This window comes from Chitinophaga agrisoli, assembly GCF_008386695.1.
Lineage (GTDB): Bacteria > Bacteroidota > Bacteroidia > Chitinophagales > Chitinophagaceae > Chitinophaga > Chitinophaga agrisoli.
Genome location: NZ_VUOC01000001.1, coordinates 339077 through 358218, shown reverse-complemented (window position 1 = coordinate 358218; position 19142 = coordinate 339077). Strand labels below are relative to the sequence as shown.

General features: G+C 50.1%; 20 protein-coding genes. 9 read left to right on the top strand and 11 right to left on the bottom strand.

Features of this window, described 5'->3' with window-relative positions:
• Positions 1-162: 162 nt before the first annotated feature.
• Positions 163-1563: an aldehyde dehydrogenase gene (locus F0L74_RS01465; protein WP_246197598.1), complete on the top strand. Its 1401-nt coding sequence runs from the start codon at positions 163-165 to the stop codon at positions 1561-1563.
• Between the two features lie 86 nt (positions 1564-1649).
• Here the strand turns inward: F0L74_RS01465 and F0L74_RS01460 are convergent, their stop codons facing one another.
• Entirely contained in the window at positions 1650-2696 is a 1047-nt protein-coding gene (locus tag F0L74_RS01460; RefSeq protein ID WP_149836066.1) for a PDZ domain-containing protein, read from the bottom strand.
• A 155-nt stretch (positions 2697-2851) separates the two neighbouring features.
• The gene (locus F0L74_RS01455) at positions 2852-3424 is read right to left on the bottom strand and encodes an NADPH-dependent FMN reductase (protein WP_149836065.1); all 573 of its coding nucleotides are present in this window, start codon (positions 3422-3424) and stop codon (positions 2852-2854) included.
• Between the two features lie 172 nt (positions 3425-3596).
• On the opposite strand from F0L74_RS01455, the gene F0L74_RS33190 reads away from it, so the two are divergent.
• Complete coding sequence (locus tag F0L74_RS33190; RefSeq protein ID WP_188315820.1) at positions 3597-3773, top strand: hypothetical protein; 177 nt, start codon at positions 3597-3599, stop codon at positions 3771-3773.
• A gap of 14 nt (positions 3774-3787) precedes the next feature.
• Here F0L74_RS33190 and F0L74_RS01450 read toward each other — a convergent pair whose 3' ends face one another.
• Positions 3788-4039, bottom strand: a complete 252-nt coding sequence (locus F0L74_RS01450; protein WP_149836064.1) for a hypothetical protein — start codon at positions 4037-4039, stop codon at positions 3788-3790.
• A 118-nt stretch (positions 4040-4157) separates the two neighbouring features.
• Positions 4158-6773, bottom strand: a complete 2616-nt coding sequence (alaS, locus tag F0L74_RS01445) for an alanine--tRNA ligase (RefSeq protein WP_149836063.1) — start codon at positions 6771-6773, stop codon at positions 4158-4160.
• A gap of 598 nt (positions 6774-7371) precedes the next feature.
• Here alaS and F0L74_RS01440 point away from each other — a divergent pair.
• From F0L74_RS01440 to F0L74_RS01430, 3 genes are read left to right on the top strand one after another with little or no spacing between them, the layout of a single operon-like run.
• Positions 7372-8343, top strand: a complete 972-nt coding sequence (locus F0L74_RS01440) for a M23 family metallopeptidase (protein WP_149836062.1) — start codon at positions 7372-7374, stop codon at positions 8341-8343.
• Between the two features lie 33 nt (positions 8344-8376).
• Positions 8377-8922 carry a MerR family transcriptional regulator gene (locus F0L74_RS01435; protein WP_246197597.1) on the top strand — a complete coding sequence of 182 codons (546 nt, stop codon included), beginning with the start codon at positions 8377-8379 and terminating at the stop codon, positions 8920-8922.
• A gap of 10 nt (positions 8923-8932) precedes the next feature.
• Entirely contained in the window at positions 8933-9439 is a 507-nt protein-coding gene (locus F0L74_RS01430; protein WP_149836061.1) for a thioredoxin family protein, read from the top strand.
• A 197-nt stretch (positions 9440-9636) separates the two neighbouring features.
• On the opposite strand, the gene F0L74_RS01425 is transcribed toward F0L74_RS01430, so the two are convergent.
• Together F0L74_RS01425 and F0L74_RS01420 are read right to left on the bottom strand one after the other, a co-directional pair.
• Entirely contained in the window at positions 9637-10743 is a 1107-nt protein-coding gene (locus F0L74_RS01425; RefSeq protein ID WP_149836060.1) for a mechanosensitive ion channel family protein, read from the bottom strand.
• A 254-nt stretch (positions 10744-10997) separates the two neighbouring features.
• Positions 10998-12149 (bottom strand): amidohydrolase family protein, encoded by a 1152-nt coding sequence (locus F0L74_RS01420; RefSeq protein WP_149836059.1) that lies wholly within the window; start codon positions 12147-12149, stop codon positions 10998-11000.
• Positions 12150-12225: 76 nt separating this feature from the next.
• Here F0L74_RS01420 and prfA point away from each other — a divergent pair, with 76 nt between their 5' ends.
• From prfA to F0L74_RS01405, 3 genes are all read left to right on the top strand, one after another.
• Positions 12226-13290 (top strand): peptide chain release factor 1, encoded by a 1065-nt coding sequence (gene prfA / locus F0L74_RS01415; protein ID WP_149836058.1) that lies wholly within the window; start codon positions 12226-12228, stop codon positions 13288-13290.
• A 225-nt stretch (positions 13291-13515) separates the two neighbouring features.
• Entirely contained in the window at positions 13516-14109 is a 594-nt protein-coding gene (locus F0L74_RS01410) for a hypothetical protein (protein ID WP_149836057.1), read from the top strand.
• Positions 14110-14396: 287 nt separating this feature from the next.
• Complete coding sequence (locus F0L74_RS01405; protein ID WP_149836056.1) at positions 14397-15074, top strand: YiaD family glycine zipper/OmpA-like lipoprotein; 678 nt, start codon at positions 14397-14399, stop codon at positions 15072-15074.
• 104 nt (positions 15075-15178) lie between these two features.
• Here the strand turns inward: F0L74_RS01405 and F0L74_RS01400 are convergent, their stop codons facing one another.
• From F0L74_RS01400 to F0L74_RS01380, 5 genes are all read right to left on the bottom strand, one after another.
• Entirely contained in the window at positions 15179-15535 is a 357-nt protein-coding gene (locus tag F0L74_RS01400) for a VanZ family protein (protein ID WP_188315819.1), read from the bottom strand.
• A gap of 181 nt (positions 15536-15716) precedes the next feature.
• Positions 15717-16097 (bottom strand): glycine cleavage system protein GcvH, encoded by a 381-nt coding sequence (gene gcvH / locus F0L74_RS01395; RefSeq protein WP_149836054.1) that lies wholly within the window; start codon positions 16095-16097, stop codon positions 15717-15719.
• Positions 16098-16179: 82 nt separating this feature from the next.
• Positions 16180-16839: a peptidylprolyl isomerase gene (locus tag F0L74_RS01390; protein WP_149836053.1), complete on the bottom strand. Its 660-nt coding sequence runs from the start codon at positions 16837-16839 to the stop codon at positions 16180-16182.
• Between the two features lie 18 nt (positions 16840-16857).
• Positions 16858-17391 (bottom strand): GNAT family N-acetyltransferase, encoded by a 534-nt coding sequence (locus tag F0L74_RS01385; protein ID WP_149836052.1) that lies wholly within the window; start codon positions 17389-17391, stop codon positions 16858-16860.
• A gap of 12 nt (positions 17392-17403) precedes the next feature.
• Positions 17404-17739 (bottom strand): hypothetical protein, encoded by a 336-nt coding sequence (locus F0L74_RS01380; RefSeq protein WP_149836051.1) that lies wholly within the window; start codon positions 17737-17739, stop codon positions 17404-17406.
• Between the two features lie 325 nt (positions 17740-18064).
• Here F0L74_RS01380 and F0L74_RS01375 point away from each other — a divergent pair, with 325 nt between their 5' ends.
• A complete protein-coding gene (locus F0L74_RS01375; protein ID WP_149836050.1) occupies positions 18065-19066 on the top strand; it encodes an AAA family ATPase in 1002 nt (333 codons plus the stop codon).
• The last annotated feature ends 76 nt before the right edge of the window (positions 19067-19142 follow it).

Genomic DNA, 19142 nt, shown 5'->3' with positions numbered 1-19142 from the left:
ATACGCTGCCATGCAATGTGTGGAGGCGAAGATATATTTTTATCCGCACTTCTCATATCCACCGGCCCCGCTGCGCCCACCCGCTCCGCCCACCCGGCTCCACCAGCCCACTGCGCGGCCCCTTCGCTTTTTATCAGTACATTAGTAATGAAGTTATTCTGTATGACAATCGCTCATCCGCATATTATCAATATGAATATCAATGATATATATGCCGCCCAACAAGCATATTTTGATTCCGGCGCCACCTTGCCCTATGCTTTTCGCAAAACGCAGCTTAAACGGCTCAGACAAGCCATTAAAAAGCACGAAAACGCCATCCTGGAGGCCCTGCATGCAGATATGGGCAAGCACGCGCTGGAGGCCTACGGCAGCGAAGTAGGCTTTCTATACACAGAAATAGATCATATACTCACCTCCCTCAAACGCTGGATGCAGCCAGAGGAGGTCACCAGCCCCCTGGAGCATTACCCCAGCCATAGTAAGATCATACGTTCGCCCCTGGGGCTCACGCTCATCATCGCCCCCTGGAATTACCCATTTCAGCTGCTGGTGGGCCCTCTGGCCGGAGCTATCGCCGGCGGCAACTGCGCGGTGCTCAAGCCTTCCGAGCTGGCCCCGCATACCGCCACCGTTATCGAACGGCTTATCGCAGACACCTTTCCGCCCCAATACATTGCCCTCATCCAGGGCGAAGGGAGCGAGGTGATACCCGCCCTCATGGAGCACCGTTTTGATCATGTATTCTTTACCGGCAGCACCGCCGTGGGTAAAAAAGTGATGGAGATGGCGGCGCAGCACTTAACGCCGGTAACGCTGGAACTGGGTGGCAAATCGCCCTGCGTGGTGGATGACCGCGTAAATATCAAAGTGGCTGCCAGGCGTATTGTATGGGGTAAATTCTGGAATGCAGGACAAACCTGTGTAGCGCCGGACTATGTACTGGTGCACAGCCGGGTAAAGGCCGCGCTCATAGCCGCCATGGAAGAGGCGATCGTAGACCAGTATGGTCAGGACCCTGCCGCCAGCCCGGACTATGGCCGTATCATCAACGCCCGCCGCTTTGATACGTTAACCGCCTATCTGCAACAGGGCCGTATCATCCACGGCGGCCGGGCAGATCGCGAAAAGCTGTACATAGCGCCCTCCCTGATAGAAGAAGTAGAATGGTCATCTCCCATTATGCAGGAAGAGATCTTTGGCCCCATCCTGCCCGTTCTAGCCTTTGATGACTTGAAGGAAGCCATGCAGCTCATCCGCCGGCATCCTTATCCGCTGTCGTTATATGTATTCACAAAAAGGGCCTCCACCCGTAAGCTGCTGGAAGAGCAGGTACGTTTTGGCGGCGGCTGCATCAACAATACCCTGGTACACCTCACCAATCCGGAGCTGCCCTTTGGCGGCGTGGGCGCCAGCGGTATGGGACATTACCACGGCCGTTACAGCTTCGATACCTTTACCCATCCCAAAGGCATTATGCGTACCGCCACCTGGCTGGATGTGCCGATGAAATATCCCCCCTTCAAAAACAAGCTCAAATATGTAAAACTGCTTATAAAGTAAAGTGCCCGCTCGCCATTACGGCAAACGGGCATCTTCACACACTTAAAACCATATCAAATTAATCTCACAACTCCACTACCTCATTATCATAAGTCTGCTTTATTCAATTTCTTTGGCACCGTAATGGTCAGCGTTTGCTCTTTATTATTACGCTTCACCTTAGCGGTAATACTGCCTTTATCCTTATTATCACGATAGCTGTTCACTACATCCCTGGCAGAGTTCACTTCTTCGCCGCCAATAGAGGTAATGATATCATCCTGTTTAAAACCGGCTTTAGCGGCTGCAGAGCCTTCGTTCACATCCAGTACGCGGGCGCCTTTACCATCTTCCGTATCCTGTACAGATAATCCCAGGCGGGTATCGCGGTTATCGCCTTCATTGAACCAGCCAAATCCATTGCCGCCGCCATAAGGCTGCCGCCCACGGGGAGGCGCAAACCGGAAGAAATTATCATTGCCATTGCCGCGCGGCGCCGGTGAAAAGTTGAACGTACCGGCATCTTTCCGCTCATCCAGCGTAGCCGTCGCTTTGTGCTCCTTCCCATCCCGCAGATAGGTAATGGTTACCTTATCGCCGGGATCATGTTCGCCTATCTTTTCAAACAGGTCCTGCGGCTCTGCGATCTTATCCGCATCTACCGCGGTGATCACATCACCTGCTTTCAGGCCGGCTTTATCTGCCGGGCTGTCTTTGGATACCTGTTTAATGGTAACGCCTGCAGCTTCTTTCTTTTCAGAAAGCACGCCCAGCAAGGCTTTACTGCCACCAATCACCATGCCGCCGTCGTTGTCATCGTCATCATTATTGAAGAATGACATGCCGCCACGCGGGCCATTAAACGACAAAGCATTGCCATCCATCGGCCGGATCTTGCGGCGGTATACGGTCAGGTCGCCATCTTTGTACTCTTCCAGCTTCTTGCCGTCTACCCATACCTCGCCATCCTTGATCTCGACGGTTACCTTACCGTCCTGGTTAGTTTTTCGTTTGATGATGATCTCATCATATTCGCCCAGCTTATCGGATTTTTTGCCAGGGGCGTCTGCATCCTGCGCCTTCGCTATCGGCGCCGTCAGCAGCGCATAGCAGGTCAATCCTGCCAGGGTCAGCGTTTGGAGTAACTTTCCCATGATATACTAAATTTTAATACGACAAATTTAGGGGGTATCTGCACAAAGGAAAAGTTAAAAAGCGGTGGATGGGGACTTAATGGAATGTTAAAAGGGAACCATAGGCTCCCTTTTATTAGATAGAAGTATCGAATTATAAAACGTCCGTTGTGGAATTAAGCAGGCTGTACTTCCCGCATGATCTGCATAGCAGGTATAACGCGGTGTAATTCCTTCAGCATAAGCTGTGCAGAAGCATTAGCAGACTCAGTGCCCTTGAACTGATCGTTCTCCATATGTTGACTATAGAAAGGAAGGATCACTGTCTCATATAAAGGGAACATCTTAAGCGTAGTCACTACCTGCTTCAGCATCTGGGCGGCGCGCGTGCCGCCGGATATACCGCCATAGCTTACAATACCCACCGGTTTATGGTTCCACTCATGAAACAGGTAATCCAATGCATTTTTCAGCGGGGCGGGGATACCAAAATTGTATTCCGCAGTAACAATAATGAAAGCATCTGCATTTTCGATGGTAGCGCTCCAGGCTTTGGTATGGGCATGCTCATATTTACGCATAGCCGGGTGGTGCTGTTCATCCATCATAGGCAGATTGATCTCGCCCAGTTCCAGGATCTCGATGTTCAGCTCAGGGTTCTGTGCAGCGATGTTAGCTATCCAGTTAGCAATAGCAGGTCCTTTTCTGCCGGGCCGTGTAGTAGAGGTAATTATTTTCAGGTTGTACATCTTCGTTTGTTTAATGATACAAAGAAACGAAGGGGGAATAAAATAAATCTTAAGGTAGATTAAGAAATGTTGTTGTAACGGATATTAGGTTTTTGGGGGATGCTTGGCCGGTTTGCGTTATCTTTCCGGAGGCAGCTGCAAAGCTTATTAATCAATATTTCAAAAAATAACAATGGGATGCATTAAAGAACCAAAGGGAGTCGATTTTGTGGTAGATCCCACGCCGCTAACGGAGCAGGACAAATCTATGATCCATGAGGCCATAGCCTACTACAGGCAAACAGGCCGTAAGAAACGTACGGTAACGAAAAAGCCTGCCACCAAACAACAAAAAGCAAAACGTTCATAACAGTTCAGTACAATTCATTTATTGCGGGGTTTAGCGTTATTCACCAGAATACGCTTTTTAACTTCTTTCCAGGGAGAACCTTTTTCTTTTCTGCTTTCGAAGGCTTCAGATTGTTTATCCAGCTCATCAAGCACCTCAGGGTCCTCCCACCAATGATTCATTTCGTTTATCTCATGCTCTACCAATGTGAAGATCGCTTTTACTTTTTTAGCATCAGCCACTCGAATGTATTCATAAAGTTTCAGCCTGATATCTGATGTATTCATTTCATTATCATTGCTTTATGCGAATGTAAGAAAAATTTAAACCCGCATAAGCCTCTCAGCCTATGCGGGTTCCAATTCTTTCGCCAACCACGCCTCACTCTCCACAACACTCACCCTCTCACAACAACCCCTTCACCTTCTCAATCACTTCCGCCAATTTCCCCGTTTCTTGCCCGCCGGCAGTAGCAAACGATTTCTGCCCGCCGCCGCCGCCTTTGATCAACGGCGCCACATGTTCCTTAATGATCTTCGTAGCATCCCATCCTTTCGCTGCCGTCAAACTATCCGCTACCAACACCGCTACACCGGCTTTCCCATTCACATCAGCCGCCAGCACTATAACATGGTTATCAATATTCTTAAGGGCAGTGCCCAGTTGTTTTAACGCCTCTGTATTCCCAACAGTCACCACCTTTCCAATAAAGTTCACGCCATTAATAGCGCTTACTTCCTCTTTAAGGCGTACTGCCAGCGCATTCACTTTTTCCAGTTCCAGCTGGGCCAGTTGTTTCTCCAGGCTGGCTTTTTCCTGTACCAGGTTATCCACCGCTTTCACTGGTTCCTTCGGATTTTTCAGCGCGCCTTTGATCTCCTTCAGCTGTTGCAGCTGCTCATTAACAAACTGTAGCGCGCATGCGCCGGTAACAGCTTCCACGCGGCGTACGCCGGCGGCTACAGCGCCTTCTGAAATGAATTTGAACAGTCCCAGTTCGCCGGTAGCGCCCACATGGGTACCGCCGCACAGCTCTACGGAATAGGCCGGGTCTATCATCACTACGCGCACCACATTCCCGTATTTCTCGCCAAACAGGGCCATAGCGCCGGATTGCATAGCTTCTTCGCGCGGCATTTCGCGGATCACCACGGGTATATTCTGCCGTATCTTTTCATTCACGATCTCTTCGATGGCAGCCATTTCCTCGTCTGTTACCTTGGCAAAATGAGAGAAGTCAAAACGCAGGTACTCTGCATTCACCAGCGATCCTTTCTGGGCCACATGTGTGCCCAGTACCTGGCGCAGCGCAGCGTGCAGCAGGTGGGTGGCAGAGTGGTGACGGGCGGTATCCTGCCGTTGTTCGCGGTTGATCACCGCTTTCACGGGTACAGTTATATCGGCCGGCAGGCTATCGGTAAAATGAACGATCAGGTCATTCTCTTTTTTGGTATCTGTAACGGCAATGCTTTCGTCGCCAAACAATAATACGCCGGTATCGCCTACCTGTCCGCCGCTTTCTGCATAAAAAGGCGTTTGTTCCAGCACCAGCTGGTATTGCTCTTTGCCTTTGGCTTTTATCTTACGGTACTTGGTTACACGGGTGGTGTTTTCCAGCAGTTCATAACCTACAAAGGTGGTGACTGGAGCGTCTTCCAATACTTCCCAATCGCCGGTATCCAGTTCTGTAGCCGCGCGGGAGCGGTTCTTCTGTTGCGCCATTTCAGCTTTAAACCCATCCGCGTCTACCGTAAACCCGTTTTCTGTGGCTATCAGCCAGGTAAGGTCGATAGGGAAGCCATAGGTATCGTACAGTTCAAAAGCCGCTTTACCATCTATGATCTTGTTAGCGGCGCCTTTGCTAAGCACATCCTCAATACGGCGCATACCGCTTTCCAGTGTGCGTAAAAAGCTATTTTCCTCTTCAAATACGATCTTCTTTACAAAATCTGCCTGCTGCTGCAACTCCGGGAATACGTGTGCAAACTGCTGTGCCAGTACCGGCACCAGCTCGTGCAACAGCGGTTTTCTGGTATCCAGGAAGGAATAGTAATAGCGTACCGCCCTGCGCAGGATGCGGCGTATCACATACCCCGCGCCGGTATTCGAAGGCAGCTGCCCATCGGCAATGGTAAAGGAGATGGCGCGTATATGGTCGGCTATCACGCGGAAAGCTACATCCGGTTTGGTATCTGTACCGCCATAGTTAAGGCCGGCCAGCTTTTCCGTTGCATGGATGGTGCCCATGAACAGGTCCGTATCGTAATTGGATGTTTTACCCTGCAGTACGCGTACCAGGCGCTCCAGGCCCATACCGGTATCTACATGTTTAGCGGGTAAGGGGACCAGGCTGCCGTCCTTCAGGCGGTTAAACTGCATGAATACGTTATTCCAGATCTCTATCACCTGCGGATGGTCGGCGTTCACCAGGGTACGGCCATCTATCTGCTGCCTTTCGGCATCCGGGCGGCAATCCACATGTATCTCAGAGCAGGGGCCACAAGGGCCGGTATCGCCCATTTCCCAGAAATTGTCCTTTTTGTTGCCCATCAGGATCCGGTCTTCGGCAATATGCTGTTTCCAGAAGTCGTAAGCATCCTCATCACGGGGCAGGTTCTCTTTGGCATCGCCTTCAAATACGGTCACATACAGGCGGTCCTTAGGTATTTTATAAATATCGGCGAGCAGCTCCCAGCTCCAGGCAATGGCGTCTTGCTTAAAATAGTCTCCAAAGCTCCAGTTGCCCAGCATCTCGAACATGGTATGGTGGTAGGTATCGATCCCCACTTCTTCCAGGTCATTATGCTTTCCACTCACCCGCAGGCATTTCTGCGTATCCGCCACACGCGCCCACGCCGCGGGCTTGTTGCCCAGAAAGTAGTCCTTGAACTGGTTCATACCCGCATTGGTGAACAGCAGGGTAGGGTCATTCTTCACCACGATAGGCGCTGATGGCACAATGTGGTGGCCTTTGGAAGCAAAAAAGTCCAGGAATTGCTGTCGGATCTCGGAAGCTGTCATAAAAGTATTATATCCTATTAATATGTATTTAAAACTTTATAAATAAAATTGCGTCTGATCTAAATTTGGCTTTAATTTGTATTTTAAGCCAACTGTAGGTACTTAGAAAATTGACACTCAAAAGATTGCCATTTTAATCTAATTCCATTAGGTTTGCACGCCCCTATCCCTGCCAGATCTATAGATTTTGCAGGGGGAGTGCAAAAATATTGAAACCTGTAACATTATTCAAAATAAGGTGTGTAGCATTTGTCCGTTGGCGTGTAGCCCGGTAGGTGCTAACCATATTCGCAGCCCTCAAAGCGAACCGTTAGTTTTGCAGCGCAACACGTGCTGCCAATGCTAACGCACAGCATTTGAAGGCCGTACGCCGTTACCGCCGGTGCGCCGGTAATGGTCTGTTACCGGTTCAAAGCCTACGGCTCTGCAACTCCCGGCCTCACCCGCCGGCAGCTCGCAGCCCAAAGCCACAGCCTTTAGCTAAGCGCTAACCGCTCAAAGCTAACCGCTATTTTTCATCCCGTTCGCCCCAAATACTAAAACTGAAGGAACTACGTTAGGACAAATGTCCTGGCTAAAAGAAAAGCTAACCTGGTTCATGAAGAAGGTCAAATATTTCTATAACACGCAAACCCTTAAATACGAGAAGCTCGTAGTATCCCTACGGGTAAAAGTATTACGGATCCTCGGATTCCTGTCTGCCGCAATCGTTACCGGCGTACTATTCCTGTCCGTATCCTACCGTTTCCTGGATTCGCCCAAGGAAAAGTCCCTCCGCCGCGAGATCGACAACATGAGGGAACAATACGATGCCCTGCAGCACCGTATGAACGAGGCCAAAGGCCAGCTCACGGAATTACAGCACCGCGATAACGAGATCTACCGCGTTATATTTGAAGCTTCTCCCATACCAGACAGCGCCCGCGCCGGCACCATTGAGAAAGAAGAAGAACTGGCCCAGCTCCAGTCCTTCGCCAGCAGCGATATCATTGCCAGCACCGCCGTACTGCTCAAAGAGCTCATGAACCGCATCCGCTCCCAGGAAAAATCCTACTCAGAAATAGATAACCTGGTAAAGAACAAACAGCAGATGCTGGCCTCCATTCCCGCCATACAGCCCGTGGCCAACAAAGACCTGAAACGTATTGCATCCGGCTTCGGATACCGTATAGACCCAGTATATAAAACCGTTAAATTTCATGCGGGCCTGGATTTCTCCGCCCCCAGCGGCACACCCATCTACTCCACCGGCGACGGTGTGGTGGAAGAGGCCAGCCTGAGCGATGTAGGCTATGGCAACCACGTGCTCATACGCCATGGTTATGGATACAAGACCCTCTACGGCCACATGCTCCGCACCAAAGTAAAAGCCGGCCAAACCGTAAAACGCGGCGATGTGCTGGGCTGGGTAGGCAGCACCGGTAAATCCACCGGCCCCCACTGCCACTATGAAGTGATGAAAAACGGCGAAAAAGTAGACCCCGTATATTTCTTCTTCAACGACCTCTCCCCGGAAGAATTTGACCGGATGTTAAAAATAGCCCGCTCTGGTAATCAGTCTTTTGATTAATTTGGTGGATATTTGCCACATTGATCTTCTGCCATGATGCACCAATTGGACCTTTTTGGCTCCCTGGAACCAGCCACCCCTCCCGTAGAGAAGGTGGAAAAGGCAGTAACAACGCCTCCAGACGCCAGGGCTGCCGTTGCGGATAAAATGACCGCGCCTGCTGAACCAGTGACCGCTGCGCCGCAAAAGAAAAAGCGGGGCCGCAAATCGTTGAAAGACGTAAGCGATGACGGAGACGTGATCAAGGAACTGGATAAAGTAGCGCTGGACAAACAATACTACTCCATCAGCGAAGTAGCAGGGATGTTCCGTGTCAATACCTCCCTGATCCGGTACTGGGAAAATGAATTCGATATCCTCCAGCCCAAAAAGAACCGCAAAGGCGACCGCCTCTTCCGGCAGGAAGACATCCACCACCTGAAACTCATCTATCACCTGCTCCGCGAACGCAAGTATACCATCGAAGGCGCCAAGCAAAAACTAAAAGAAGATAAGAAGTTAGCCGCCCGTAATTTCGAAATGGTACAGGCTTTGCTTAAAGTACGAGGGTTCCTCACGGAACTTAAAGATCAATTATAAAAAAATGGATATGAGATTAAAAACATTATTACTGGGAGGAACCTTACTATTTTTTGCAGCCCTCTCCAGCCAGGCGCAAACTGCTCATGTGCTGAAGGGTAAACTGGATCTGAAAGCCTTAACAAGCGATACCGCCTACGCCTGGTTCTATACCGGCGTAAATAAATATCAGCCTAATGACAATATGCTGAACTATATCAAAAGCAACCGCGATAAGTTCAATATAGTAGCCATCATAGGCACCTGGGATGCCCAGAGCCGGGAGCTCTTCCCCCGTCTGTATAAGGTAATGGTACTGGCCGGCAGCCCGGAAACACAGATGCTGATCTTTGGGGCTGATGAGAAGCTGGATAGCGGCGCCCCCCAGGACTATAAGATCAAAAAAGTGCCCACCTTCATCGTCATGAAAGAAGGCAAGGAAATAGGCCGTATCACCCACTCCGTAGATGAATCCGTAGAAGCAGACCTGGCCAAAATTCTCCTCAAAAGTGATAAAAAAGATAAAGGCGACAATTGATCCCGGATGATTTGCCGCAGATAAATCACTAAATTTATACAACAAGAAGGGCCGGTTAAAAGTAAATTTTACTTTTAACCGGCCCTTCTGATATTATTTTAACCCTGTTAGGCCGCTATTCTCCTTGCCTTCTCCTGTATCTTGTATCTTGCCCGTTTGGGTTAATATACCATCACTTCACCCCTGACACCATCATTTTACCCCTGCCCGTTCAGCTGCACATCCACCCGCGTACTTGTGCTGGGCAGCCTTATTCCCTGCTCTTCCAGCGCCCGGATGATCGCCAGGTTGACGGTCTCCCGCAGCGCGGCATACTGCAGGCCCTCTATGATGTAGGTATTATAGATCACCTGTACCAGGTACGTATCTTTATTAAAATCATGCAGGTTGACAGTAAACCCCGGCAGCACATGGCTATTGCTCCCCAGGATCCCCTGTATATCATGCACCACTTTCAGCACCATATCCGCAGATAGTTCAGAAGGCAGCTCCAGCTTCATGGCCACCCGCTGCTGCGTGCGCAGCGTCAGGTTATCCAGTATGCTGTCCACCATCTTTTTATTAGGCACCGTTACAAATGTCTTCTCCAGCGTGCGGATGCGGGTGCTGCGCAGCCCTATCTTTTCTACCGTACCCTGGTAGGCGTCCACCTTTACGCTATCCCCCACACGGAAAGGCCTGTCAAAGAAGATGATAAAGGAGCCTATCAGGTTCTCAATGCTTTCCTTGGCGGCCAGGGCTAGGGCGGCAGCGCCTATACCCAGGCCCGCAATGATCTTGTTCACCAGGTCAGAGCCAAACAGGATCCGTATCAGTACGATCACCCCCAATATGGTAATGATCGCCTTAAAGAAGTCCCGGAAAAACACAATGAACTGGTTATCCGTCATATCCTCCGTAAGGTCTGCCTGCTTTTCCAGGATCAGGGCTACAAAGTCAATAAGCCGCAGTAATATCCACAGGATACATATGCTGAATGCGATCTGCATCAGCGTATCCGTCATGTCCTTAAGCGTGTATTTATTATAGATGATTACATTCAGCGCTGGCGGAAACCGGAAATGGTTAATGGTCAGCATAAAAGCCACCAGCACCAGGAATGTTTCCAGGGGGCGTAACAGCAGCTGGGCCAGTTCCCGCCGCTCTATCTGCGGCGACCAATGTTTGATAAGATTAAAGCCCAGGGAGGCGATCCACCCGGACAGATAACGTTTTATTGCAAATATCACCAGCAGCACTACCGCCAATATCAGATAGCTACGTATAGGATTGCCCAGTAACTGCTGGTCCAGTATTGATTCCATGTTAAGTAAAGTTTCGCGGCTGCAAATATAACGGAGGATTATAATAGATTGAAGGGCTTGCTAAATATCCGCCCCATATGTCATCCATATGCAACCCATATCACACTTATATGCAACCCATATATTTCCCATATTACAGCGGGTTTCAGGGGTTTTCTCCTCTTAATTCATCGTGAAATGCTCAGCTGTAAGGGCTTTGGGAGGATGGTTGTTCTGTCGTAAAATACCCCTTTGCACTGATCTATGCCAATATCTCACACCACCCTGGTAACGCCGGCTTCCCCAATCACCACCACCCCCGGCTGCATGCCTTGCTCAAAACTCCCATACCGGTCGCCAATCCCCAACGCCTGCGCACCATTAAAAGTGGCCCATTGCAATAGTTCCGCCAGCGGTATCTCCGGATACCGCTCCCGGATGGCCTGTATCTCCGCCCAGATAGATAACTGGTGATTAGATGCCAGGCTGTCCGTACCCAGGGCAACGGTACATCCCGTCCGCCGTAGCAGATCAATATCCGGCAAACGGTCCTCTATATACAGGTTCGCCAGCGGGCAAAGGCACCAATACACAGGCAGGGCGCGTTCCTGGGCCGCCAGCATATCTGCCTCCGCGCTAAAAGTATTATGCACCAGCAGCAGCGGGCTGCCGGAAAGATACGGTAAACAGGCCTGCAGGCTGCTGGCATGGCCGGCACTAAAACCGCTGATGTCCATGCCAAAATGCTCATAAAATTCCAGGAATGGCCCTGTTTTTTGACGGTACAGGATGTTTTCCGCCTCGCTCTCCTGGTTATGGATGGTCAGCGGCGTATTGTTTTCCAATCCGGCCAGCAGGCCAAACAGGGTGGCGCTCACAGAATAGGGGGCATGCGGCGCCAGGGAACAGCGGTGTTGGGGGCTGATGGTCTCCTGGAACTGCCGGTATACCGCCAGGCTTTGCTCAAACCGTTGTCCGGCAGCGGCGTCTATAAAGCCCATACACTCGATAAAAGAGTGGTAATACAGCCGTCCCTGCTGCTTTTGGGGTAGGGTAGCCGTGCCGTTGCAGATATCTCCCACGGCGCTGATGCCCTGCTCCCACATCGCGGTTTCCGCGGCAGCCAGCTGTGCGTCTGTATCGGGAGAGGGCGCCCCCCGCCGGGTCATAACGGCTGTGAGGAAGGCAGGCAGCCCGGTTTTTTCCGGGATCATACCCTTCATATGCGATAATTCCAGGTGGCAATGGGTATTTACAAAGCCCGGGCTCAGAATGCCATCCAGCTCCTGTATATCACCGCCGGCCTCATTTTTATCCACAATATCGGCCACCCGGCCGCTCTTATCCAGTATCAATACCTTGTCTGGGCCCAGTAACTGGCGCCCGTTAAACAGATCCTTGCCGCTTAATTTAATAGGTTGGGTCATACCCGGTTGCTTATAATAAATTAAATGATGTTAATTTTGCAATCCCGTTCCGCAACGGGACACGATAAAGATAACTATGATAGATAAACTAGAAGCTATAAAAGGCCGGTTTGAGCAAGTGTCATTGGCGCTGACCAACCCGGAGATAGTAAGCGATAACAAACAGTTCATGAAGCTGAGCAAGGAGTACCGCCAGCTGGAGAAAGTGGTAAAGGCCTATGAAGCCTACCGTAAACTCCTGGAAGCCATCGCCTTCAATAAAGAGGTGCTGGAAAGCGGGGACGATGAGATGCGCGAACTGGCCAAAGAAGAATCAGAGCCCCTGCAACTGCAGAAGGAAGAGCAGGAAGCCACCATCCGCAACCTGCTGGTTCCCAAAGACCCGCAGGATGAAAGGAACGCCATCCTGGAGATCCGCGGCGGTACCGGCGGTGATGAGGCCAGCCTTTTTGCCGGCGATCTCCTGCGTATGTACCTCCGCTTTTGCGAAAATAAAGGCTGGAGCACCAACCTCCTCAGCGAAACCCCCGGCGCTGTAGGCGGTTATAAAGAAGCCGTGGTAGAAGTGAGCGGCGATGATGTATATGGTACCCTCAAATTTGAGTCCGGCGTACACCGCGTACAACGCGTGCCGGCCACAGAAGCATCCGGCAGGGTGCATACCTCCGCGGCTACCGTTGCCGTACTGCCGGAGGCAGATGAGGTGGACGTAGAGATCCGCGACGCCGATATCAAAATGGATACTTTCCGCTCCTCCGGCGCGGGTGGCCAGCACGTAAACAAAACGGAATCCGCCGTGCGTTTAACGCACATCCCCACCGGCACCGTGGTGGAATGTCAGGAAGGCCGTAGCCAGCACTCTAACCGTGATATCGCCATGAAGATGTTACGTACCCGTATATACGAAGCAGCCGTGCGCAAGCACGAAGAGGCCATCGCCTCCCAGCGTAAAAGCCTCGTATCCACCGGTGACCGCTCTGCCAAAATACGCACCTATAACTATCCCCAGGGCCGCGTAACAGACCATCGTATCGGTATGACTATGTACAACCTCGACGCTTTCATGAATGGCGAAGTACAGGAAATGATCGAAGCCCTCCAGTTTGCAGAGAATGCGGAAAAATTCAAACAGGGTGCATAACATAAAGATAACAGCGGCTTTTACGCCGCTACTTTATATCTTGCGATGCCGCAATCAACAGCGGTAACGCATAAGCGATTGTTATACAAGTGAAATGTAAGGAAGCGGGCGTCTTATCCCTCGGGCCCCGCGTGTAGAAAAGCCTGCCGCCTGCGCAGGCTTGAACAATTTAAGCCCGGTGGATGTTTTATTTACTGATCTGATTACCGCATACAAATTTCTCCCATGATAGATCAATTACTCAGTCTTGTTAAAGAACAAGCACAAGGCACAGTTGTAGACAATCCCGCTGTGCCCAACGAGCAGAACGACGCCGTGATCCATGCCGCTACAGAGTCCATCGCATCCGGCCTGCAACACGAGCTGGCCAGCGGTAATGCCAATCAGGTATTAAGCCTCCTGGGTGGTGGCGCAAATGCACAGGATCCGCAGAACCCCGTGGTAAGCAGGATCTCCGGCAATTTTATGGATACGCTGCTGCAAAAGTTTAACCTGGATGCAGGCAGCGCCGGCCAGATCGCCAGCAGCCTGATCCCCACCGTACTAGGCTCACTGGTAAAGAAAAGCAACGATCCCGGTGACAACAGCTTCAACCTGCAGGGTATCCTTAACTCACTGACCGGCGGCCAGGCGCAAGGCCTCAACCTCTCCGGTATACTGGGCCGTTTTTCCGGCGGACTGGATAAAGACGGTGATGGCGATGTAGACCTCCAGGATATCATGGGTGCGCTCACAAATGGCGCCCGTCAGCAACAACAACAGCAGCAGCAATCTGCAGACGGTGGTTTAGGCGGCATGCTGAAGAACCTGTTAGGATAAGCGTCTGTTTAAAAGACGACCACTATTACATAGTCCTATTTATCCACATATGTGATATGTGTACAATTTTTGCTGTCCATACCAGGCTAATGGTCAGTAAATTATTAGGCCCTCCCACATTTTGGCAAAGTATTTGTCTTACCTTGCCAGCTAATAAATTGGCCGGCTAAAGGCCGGTTCTTATAAGTTAAACTATCAAATGAAACCTTGCAATCCGGACGCTGCTTGCTAAAGCAGCCGGCAAATCCGCAGGAACGAAGGTTATTGGAAAATCTAAAAAGTATACGATGAAACACTTGAATGCATTTGTAGCCATAGCATTATCTGCTACTTTACTGTTTGGTTGTAAAACCTGGCAAGGCATGGACAATACCAAGAAAGGCGCTGTAATTGGCGTAGGCGGCGGTGCTGCTACCGGCGCTGTAATTGGTAAAGTTGCCGGTAACACGGCCCTCGGCGCTATCATCGGCGCTGCTGTGGGCGGTACTGCCGGTGTACTGATCGGTAAGAAAATGGATAAACAAGCCCAGGAGATCAAGAATGAAGTACCCAACGCCACCGTAGAGCGCGTAGGTGAAGGTATCAACGTAACCTTCGCATCAGGCGTGCTGTTCGGTTTCGATAAGTCCGATCTGGCTGCCACTGCCCAGGATAACATTAAGCAACTGGCAGAGGTACTGAACAAATATCCTGACACCTACGTACGCGTAGAAGGTCATACGGATGATAAAGGTACCGATGAATATAACATGGGTCTGTCCGAAAGACGCGCTAACGCTGTAGCCGCTTTCCTGCGCGCACAGGGTATTGCCGCTAACCGTGTACAGCCTTTCTGGTACGGTGAAAGCCAACCTAAAGTGCCTAATGATACAGAAGAGAACAGAGCTAAGAACCGCCGTGTGGAATTTGCCATCTTCGCAAATGAGAAGATGAAGTCAGATGCTAAGGCTAATAAACTGCAGTAAGTAATATTCACTTATTTCTCATACACATTCCCTCCGGTTTCCCGGGGGGAATTTTTTTTATCATACATAGAAGATCTTTGCAGGAGTGCTCATTAAGAGAAGAATTACGCGCTTACAGAGCGGTTCATAAACAACCGCCGTACCAGCCGGAACACCCAAACACCGGCAATCGCGCCCAGCGTATCAGCAGCTACATCATTCATATCAAAGCTGCGGTCTATGGCAAAGTACTTCTGTATAAATTCAATCGCCAGCCCATACAGGGCGGCAGATAATACAAACACAAACAATGTAAGGGGGGAAATGTATTTCTTCTGCCAATAATATCCCAGGCTCAGGAAAAATACAATACCGCCAAACAGCCCAAAATGTACCACTTTATCCATATGGATCCGGTCCATCCAGCCGTTGTGCGGAATATCCTTACCTGGCAGGGTGCACAGTATAAGAATTAAGATCAACCATAAAAATGCTGGTATATAATATCGCAAAGCCCTCATATCAATATAAAACTCAGTTGTTGGCAGATGTCTCTAAAAACAAAACTGATGTGCAAATATGCTGCCATACCAGTTAAAAGGTCTTCCCTTTTGCAGTACACCCCGCATATTGGCACATCAGCATATTAAAATTCATTACTAATTATTCTGCTACCAGTTTAGCGTACGCAGCTGCGTCCAGCAGGGCTTCCACATCAGCCGGGTTCTTAACGGTCATTTTCATCATCCAGCCATCGCCGTAAGGATCCGTGTTCACCAGCTCAGGTTCGCCTTCCAGCTCTTCGTTCAATTCGTTGATCGTACCGGCTACAGGCATGAACAGGTCAGATACGGTCTTCACAGCTTCTACAGTACCAAATGCATCGTCTGCCTCCAGCGTCTTACCTACGGTCGGGATATCAATAAACACGATATCGCCTAATTCGCGTTGGGCAAATTCCGTGATACCAACAGTAGCAATATTGCCTTCTAACAGTATCCACTCATGGTCCTTAGTGTAGCGCAGATTTGTTGGAAAATTCATAGTTAGTTTGATTTTGGCGGTAAATGTAAGGAAATTACAAAATTCTCCAATGGCCCCGCTTTGGGGGAATATTATCAAAAGATTAAAACACGCCCCATTTTCTGATCAGCTTCATCTTCATCGGCACATCCTGCAAGGGCCGGTCATTCCCATCAGTTTTAACAGCCGCTATCTTGTCTATTACATCCAGCCCCTTTATCACCTGGCCAAACACTGTATAGCTTTGATCCAGCTGTGGCGTACCGCCGATGGTCTTATAGATCTCGCGTTGGTCCACCGGTATCTTGCGGCCGCCCAGGCGGGTTTGCTCCAGTTTATCCAGCTCCGCATCCGTCCATACTTTGCCCTGCACAATATAGAACTGGCACCCGGAAGAGGCCCTTGCCGGATTATCATCCCGCGCTGCGGCCAGTACGCCCTTACGATGATAAAGGTCCAGCTGGAACTCCGCAGGTACGGTATACCCATTCTCACCATTGCCCAGCATAGCGCCCGGCTGTGCGTGCTTCGATTCCGGGTCTCCGCCCTGTATCATGAATTTATTGATCACCCTGTGAAACAGCAGGCTGTCATAGAAATGCTGTTTTACCAGCTTCACAAAATTCTTCCGGTGCAGTGGCGTCTGATCATACAGCAAAATGATCATAGTACCGTAAGGCGTGCTCACCTTCACTTTCCGGTGTTTGGCCATGGCCCCGGTAACGGTGGATAGTAGTAATAACAGGAATAATAGTCTTTTCATAGTGTCGTGATCTTTATGCTAAAATAACTCCTTCCTCATCAGCCAGTCCGTGTCATCCTGGCTCCCCACCTTAAACGTATGCTCGCTGAAATGTGTAAACCCTTCCTGCTGGTAAAACCGCAAGGCCCGGGTATTATGCTCCCATACGCCCAGCCATATACTCTTTATCCCATGCTCCCGGGCCACCGCATACGCCTGCTGTATCAGCGCCTTGCCCAATTTATGCCCCTGAAAGGCCTGCAGCACATATATCTTTTCCAGTTCCATCACCGGCGTAGGCAGTACCGTATGTACCGCATCATCCGGCTGTTTATTTAAATTTAACTTAATAAAACCCGCCGCAACGGCTTGATGGTAGATGATGTAATATAGCGCGCCGGGCTGCTGTAACTCGCTTAGCAGCACCGCAGGGCTTTTCTTTTCTTGCAGGAAAATAGCCAGGTCTTCCGGGCGGTAATTATGCGCAAAAGTTTCCGTATAGGTCTGTTGCTCCAGTAATACCAGCGTATCCAGCATGCCTGGTTCCACAGGGCGAATATCGATAGCGGTCATGGCAAGAGGTATTTATTCTTCCTCCAGATCAAAATACGCAATGATATGCTCCTGCAGAAATCTTTCCTGCTCTCCCAGTTCCATCTTAGGAACCGGCTGCGCTTCTTTAAAATGCGGCCATCCGTCCTTATCATAGCCATCCAGCTCATAGTAGCCGCTCTGGCTCAGCAGGGTACAGGTAGCTATGTGCATCAGGTCCTGTTTCTGTTCCTTTGTATATTTCTTTTTCAGGGGCCCCAGCTCCTGTACGCCTATCAGGAAAAGGATCGCCTCCATATTGGGCTTTTTACCAAAACGCTCTGTCAGCATCGTAATAACGCGGTTCCATCGCTGCTCAAAATCGCTCATAAAAGGTATATATCTGGTTGTTAGGTAATTACTTGTCAGGCGCAAAGGTACGTTATAAAAAAAGATGATATAAATATGCCGGGGCTTTATTAACTTGGAGCCGCCTGTTTAAACTTATTACGCATTAAATTTACAAAAATGCGTATTATGCAGGTAATGCCATATAGCGTACCGGAATAGCCGCCTGAAAAACCTATGATTAGCCCAGAATAGCCACTACTCTAGGTTTAACAGCATTTTAACGGGCCTGTACGGCCGCTGGGACAACGTTTTGTGCAGAGAATGATTATTTTAGCAATCCTGAAAAATAAATATATTTTATAGCATGGAGAATACATCGCAAGATATCCGTCAATTGAACGAAAAGATCCATCAGGCCAGCGCCTTCGTAGACCTGTTGAATATCGAACTGGGAAAAGTGATCGTAGGCCAGCGTTACATGGTAGAACGCCTGCTCATCGGCCTGCTGGCCCAGGGGCACGTACTGCTCGAAGGGGTGCCCGGCCTTGCTAAAACCTTGTCTATTAAATCCCTGTCCTCCGCCATCAATGCAAAGTTCAGCCGTATCCAGTTTACGCCTGACCTGCTCCCCGCGGATGTGGTAGGTACCATGATATATAATCAGCAAAAGAACGAATTCGTAGTGCGCAGGGGCCCCATCTTTGCCAACTTTATCCTGGCGGATGAGATCAACCGCGCCCCGGCCAAAGTACAGAGCGCCTTGCTGGAAGCCATGCAGGAAAAACAGGTAACCATCGGCGATACCACCTTTAAGCTGGAAGAGCCCTTCCTGGTACTGGCCACCCAGAACCCAATAGAGCAGGAAGGTACCTACACCCTGCCGGAAGCCCAGGTAGACCGTTTCATGCTCAAAGTAGTGATCGGCTATCCCACCAAGGAAGAAGAAAGACACATCATACGGCAGAACCTGAACCCGGACGGCATGACTGCCATCAACCCGGTGATCAACCCGGCAGATATCGTAGAAGCCCGCAAACTCGTGCGCCAGGTATATATGGATGAAAAGATCGAACGCTATATCCTCGATATCGTATTCGCTACCCGTCATCCGGAAGATTATAAGCTGCAGAAACTTAAACCGCTCATCTCTTACGGCGGCTCTCCCCGCGCCAGCATCAGCCTGGCCTGGGCAGCCAAGTCCTATGCTTTCATGAAACGCAGGGGCTACGTAATACCAGAAGATGTGCGCAGTATATGCTTCGACGTAATGCGTCACCGCGTAGGCCTTACCTACGAGGCAGAAGCAGAGAACGTTACCAGCGAGAACATCCTGAGCGAGATCCTGAATGCCGTAGAAGTGCCATGATCAACGTCTGAAACAGACTTACATCAGGTGCAGAAATAACATGATCAAGGTCCGCAACAGACCCGCTCCAGGTTTT

Excerpts from the sequence above, each read along its gene's own strand:
- F0L74_RS33190 (WP_188315820.1), top strand. The coding sequence starts at position 3,597 with ATGGGATGCATTAAAGAACCAAAGGGAGTCGATTTTGTGGTAGATCCC.
- F0L74_RS01405 (WP_149836056.1), top strand. The coding sequence starts at position 14,397 with ATGAAACACTTGAATGCATTTGTAGCCATAGCATTATCTGCTACTTTA.
- F0L74_RS01420 (WP_149836059.1), bottom strand. The coding sequence starts at position 12,149 with ATGACCCAACCTATTAAATTAAGCGGCAAGGATCTGTTTAACGGGCGC.
- F0L74_RS01390 (WP_149836053.1), bottom strand. The coding sequence starts at position 16,839 with ATGAAAAGACTATTATTCCTGTTATTACTACTATCCACCGTTACCGGG.
- F0L74_RS01450 (WP_149836064.1), bottom strand. The coding sequence starts at position 4,039 with ATGAATACATCAGATATCAGGCTGAAACTTTATGAATACATTCGAGTG.
- F0L74_RS01435 (WP_246197597.1), top strand. The coding sequence starts at position 8,377 with ATGATGCACCAATTGGACCTTTTTGGCTCCCTGGAACCAGCCACCCCT.
- F0L74_RS01410 (WP_149836057.1), top strand. The coding sequence starts at position 13,516 with ATGATAGATCAATTACTCAGTCTTGTTAAAGAACAAGCACAAGGCACA.
- F0L74_RS01455 (WP_149836065.1), bottom strand. The coding sequence starts at position 3,424 with ATGTACAACCTGAAAATAATTACCTCTACTACACGGCCCGGCAGAAAA.
- F0L74_RS01425 (WP_149836060.1), bottom strand. The coding sequence starts at position 10,743 with ATGGAATCAATACTGGACCAGCAGTTACTGGGCAATCCTATACGTAGC.
- gcvH (WP_149836054.1), bottom strand. The coding sequence starts at position 16,097 with ATGAATTTTCCAACAAATCTGCGCTACACTAAGGACCATGAGTGGATA.
- prfA (WP_149836058.1), top strand. The coding sequence starts at position 12,226 with ATGATAGATAAACTAGAAGCTATAAAAGGCCGGTTTGAGCAAGTGTCA.
- alaS (WP_149836063.1), bottom strand. The coding sequence starts at position 6,773 with ATGACAGCTTCCGAGATCCGACAGCAATTCCTGGACTTTTTTGCTTCC.
- F0L74_RS01465 (WP_246197598.1), top strand. The coding sequence starts at position 163 with ATGACAATCGCTCATCCGCATATTATCAATATGAATATCAATGATATA.
- F0L74_RS01440 (WP_149836062.1), top strand. The coding sequence starts at position 7,372 with ATGAAGAAGGTCAAATATTTCTATAACACGCAAACCCTTAAATACGAG.
- F0L74_RS01460 (WP_149836066.1), bottom strand. The coding sequence starts at position 2,696 with ATGGGAAAGTTACTCCAAACGCTGACCCTGGCAGGATTGACCTGCTAT.
- F0L74_RS01430 (WP_149836061.1), top strand. The coding sequence starts at position 8,933 with ATGAGATTAAAAACATTATTACTGGGAGGAACCTTACTATTTTTTGCA.
- F0L74_RS01375 (WP_149836050.1), top strand. The coding sequence starts at position 18,065 with ATGGAGAATACATCGCAAGATATCCGTCAATTGAACGAAAAGATCCAT.
- F0L74_RS01385 (WP_149836052.1), bottom strand. The coding sequence starts at position 17,391 with ATGACCGCTATCGATATTCGCCCTGTGGAACCAGGCATGCTGGATACG.
- F0L74_RS01380 (WP_149836051.1), bottom strand. The coding sequence starts at position 17,739 with ATGAGCGATTTTGAGCAGCGATGGAACCGCGTTATTACGATGCTGACA.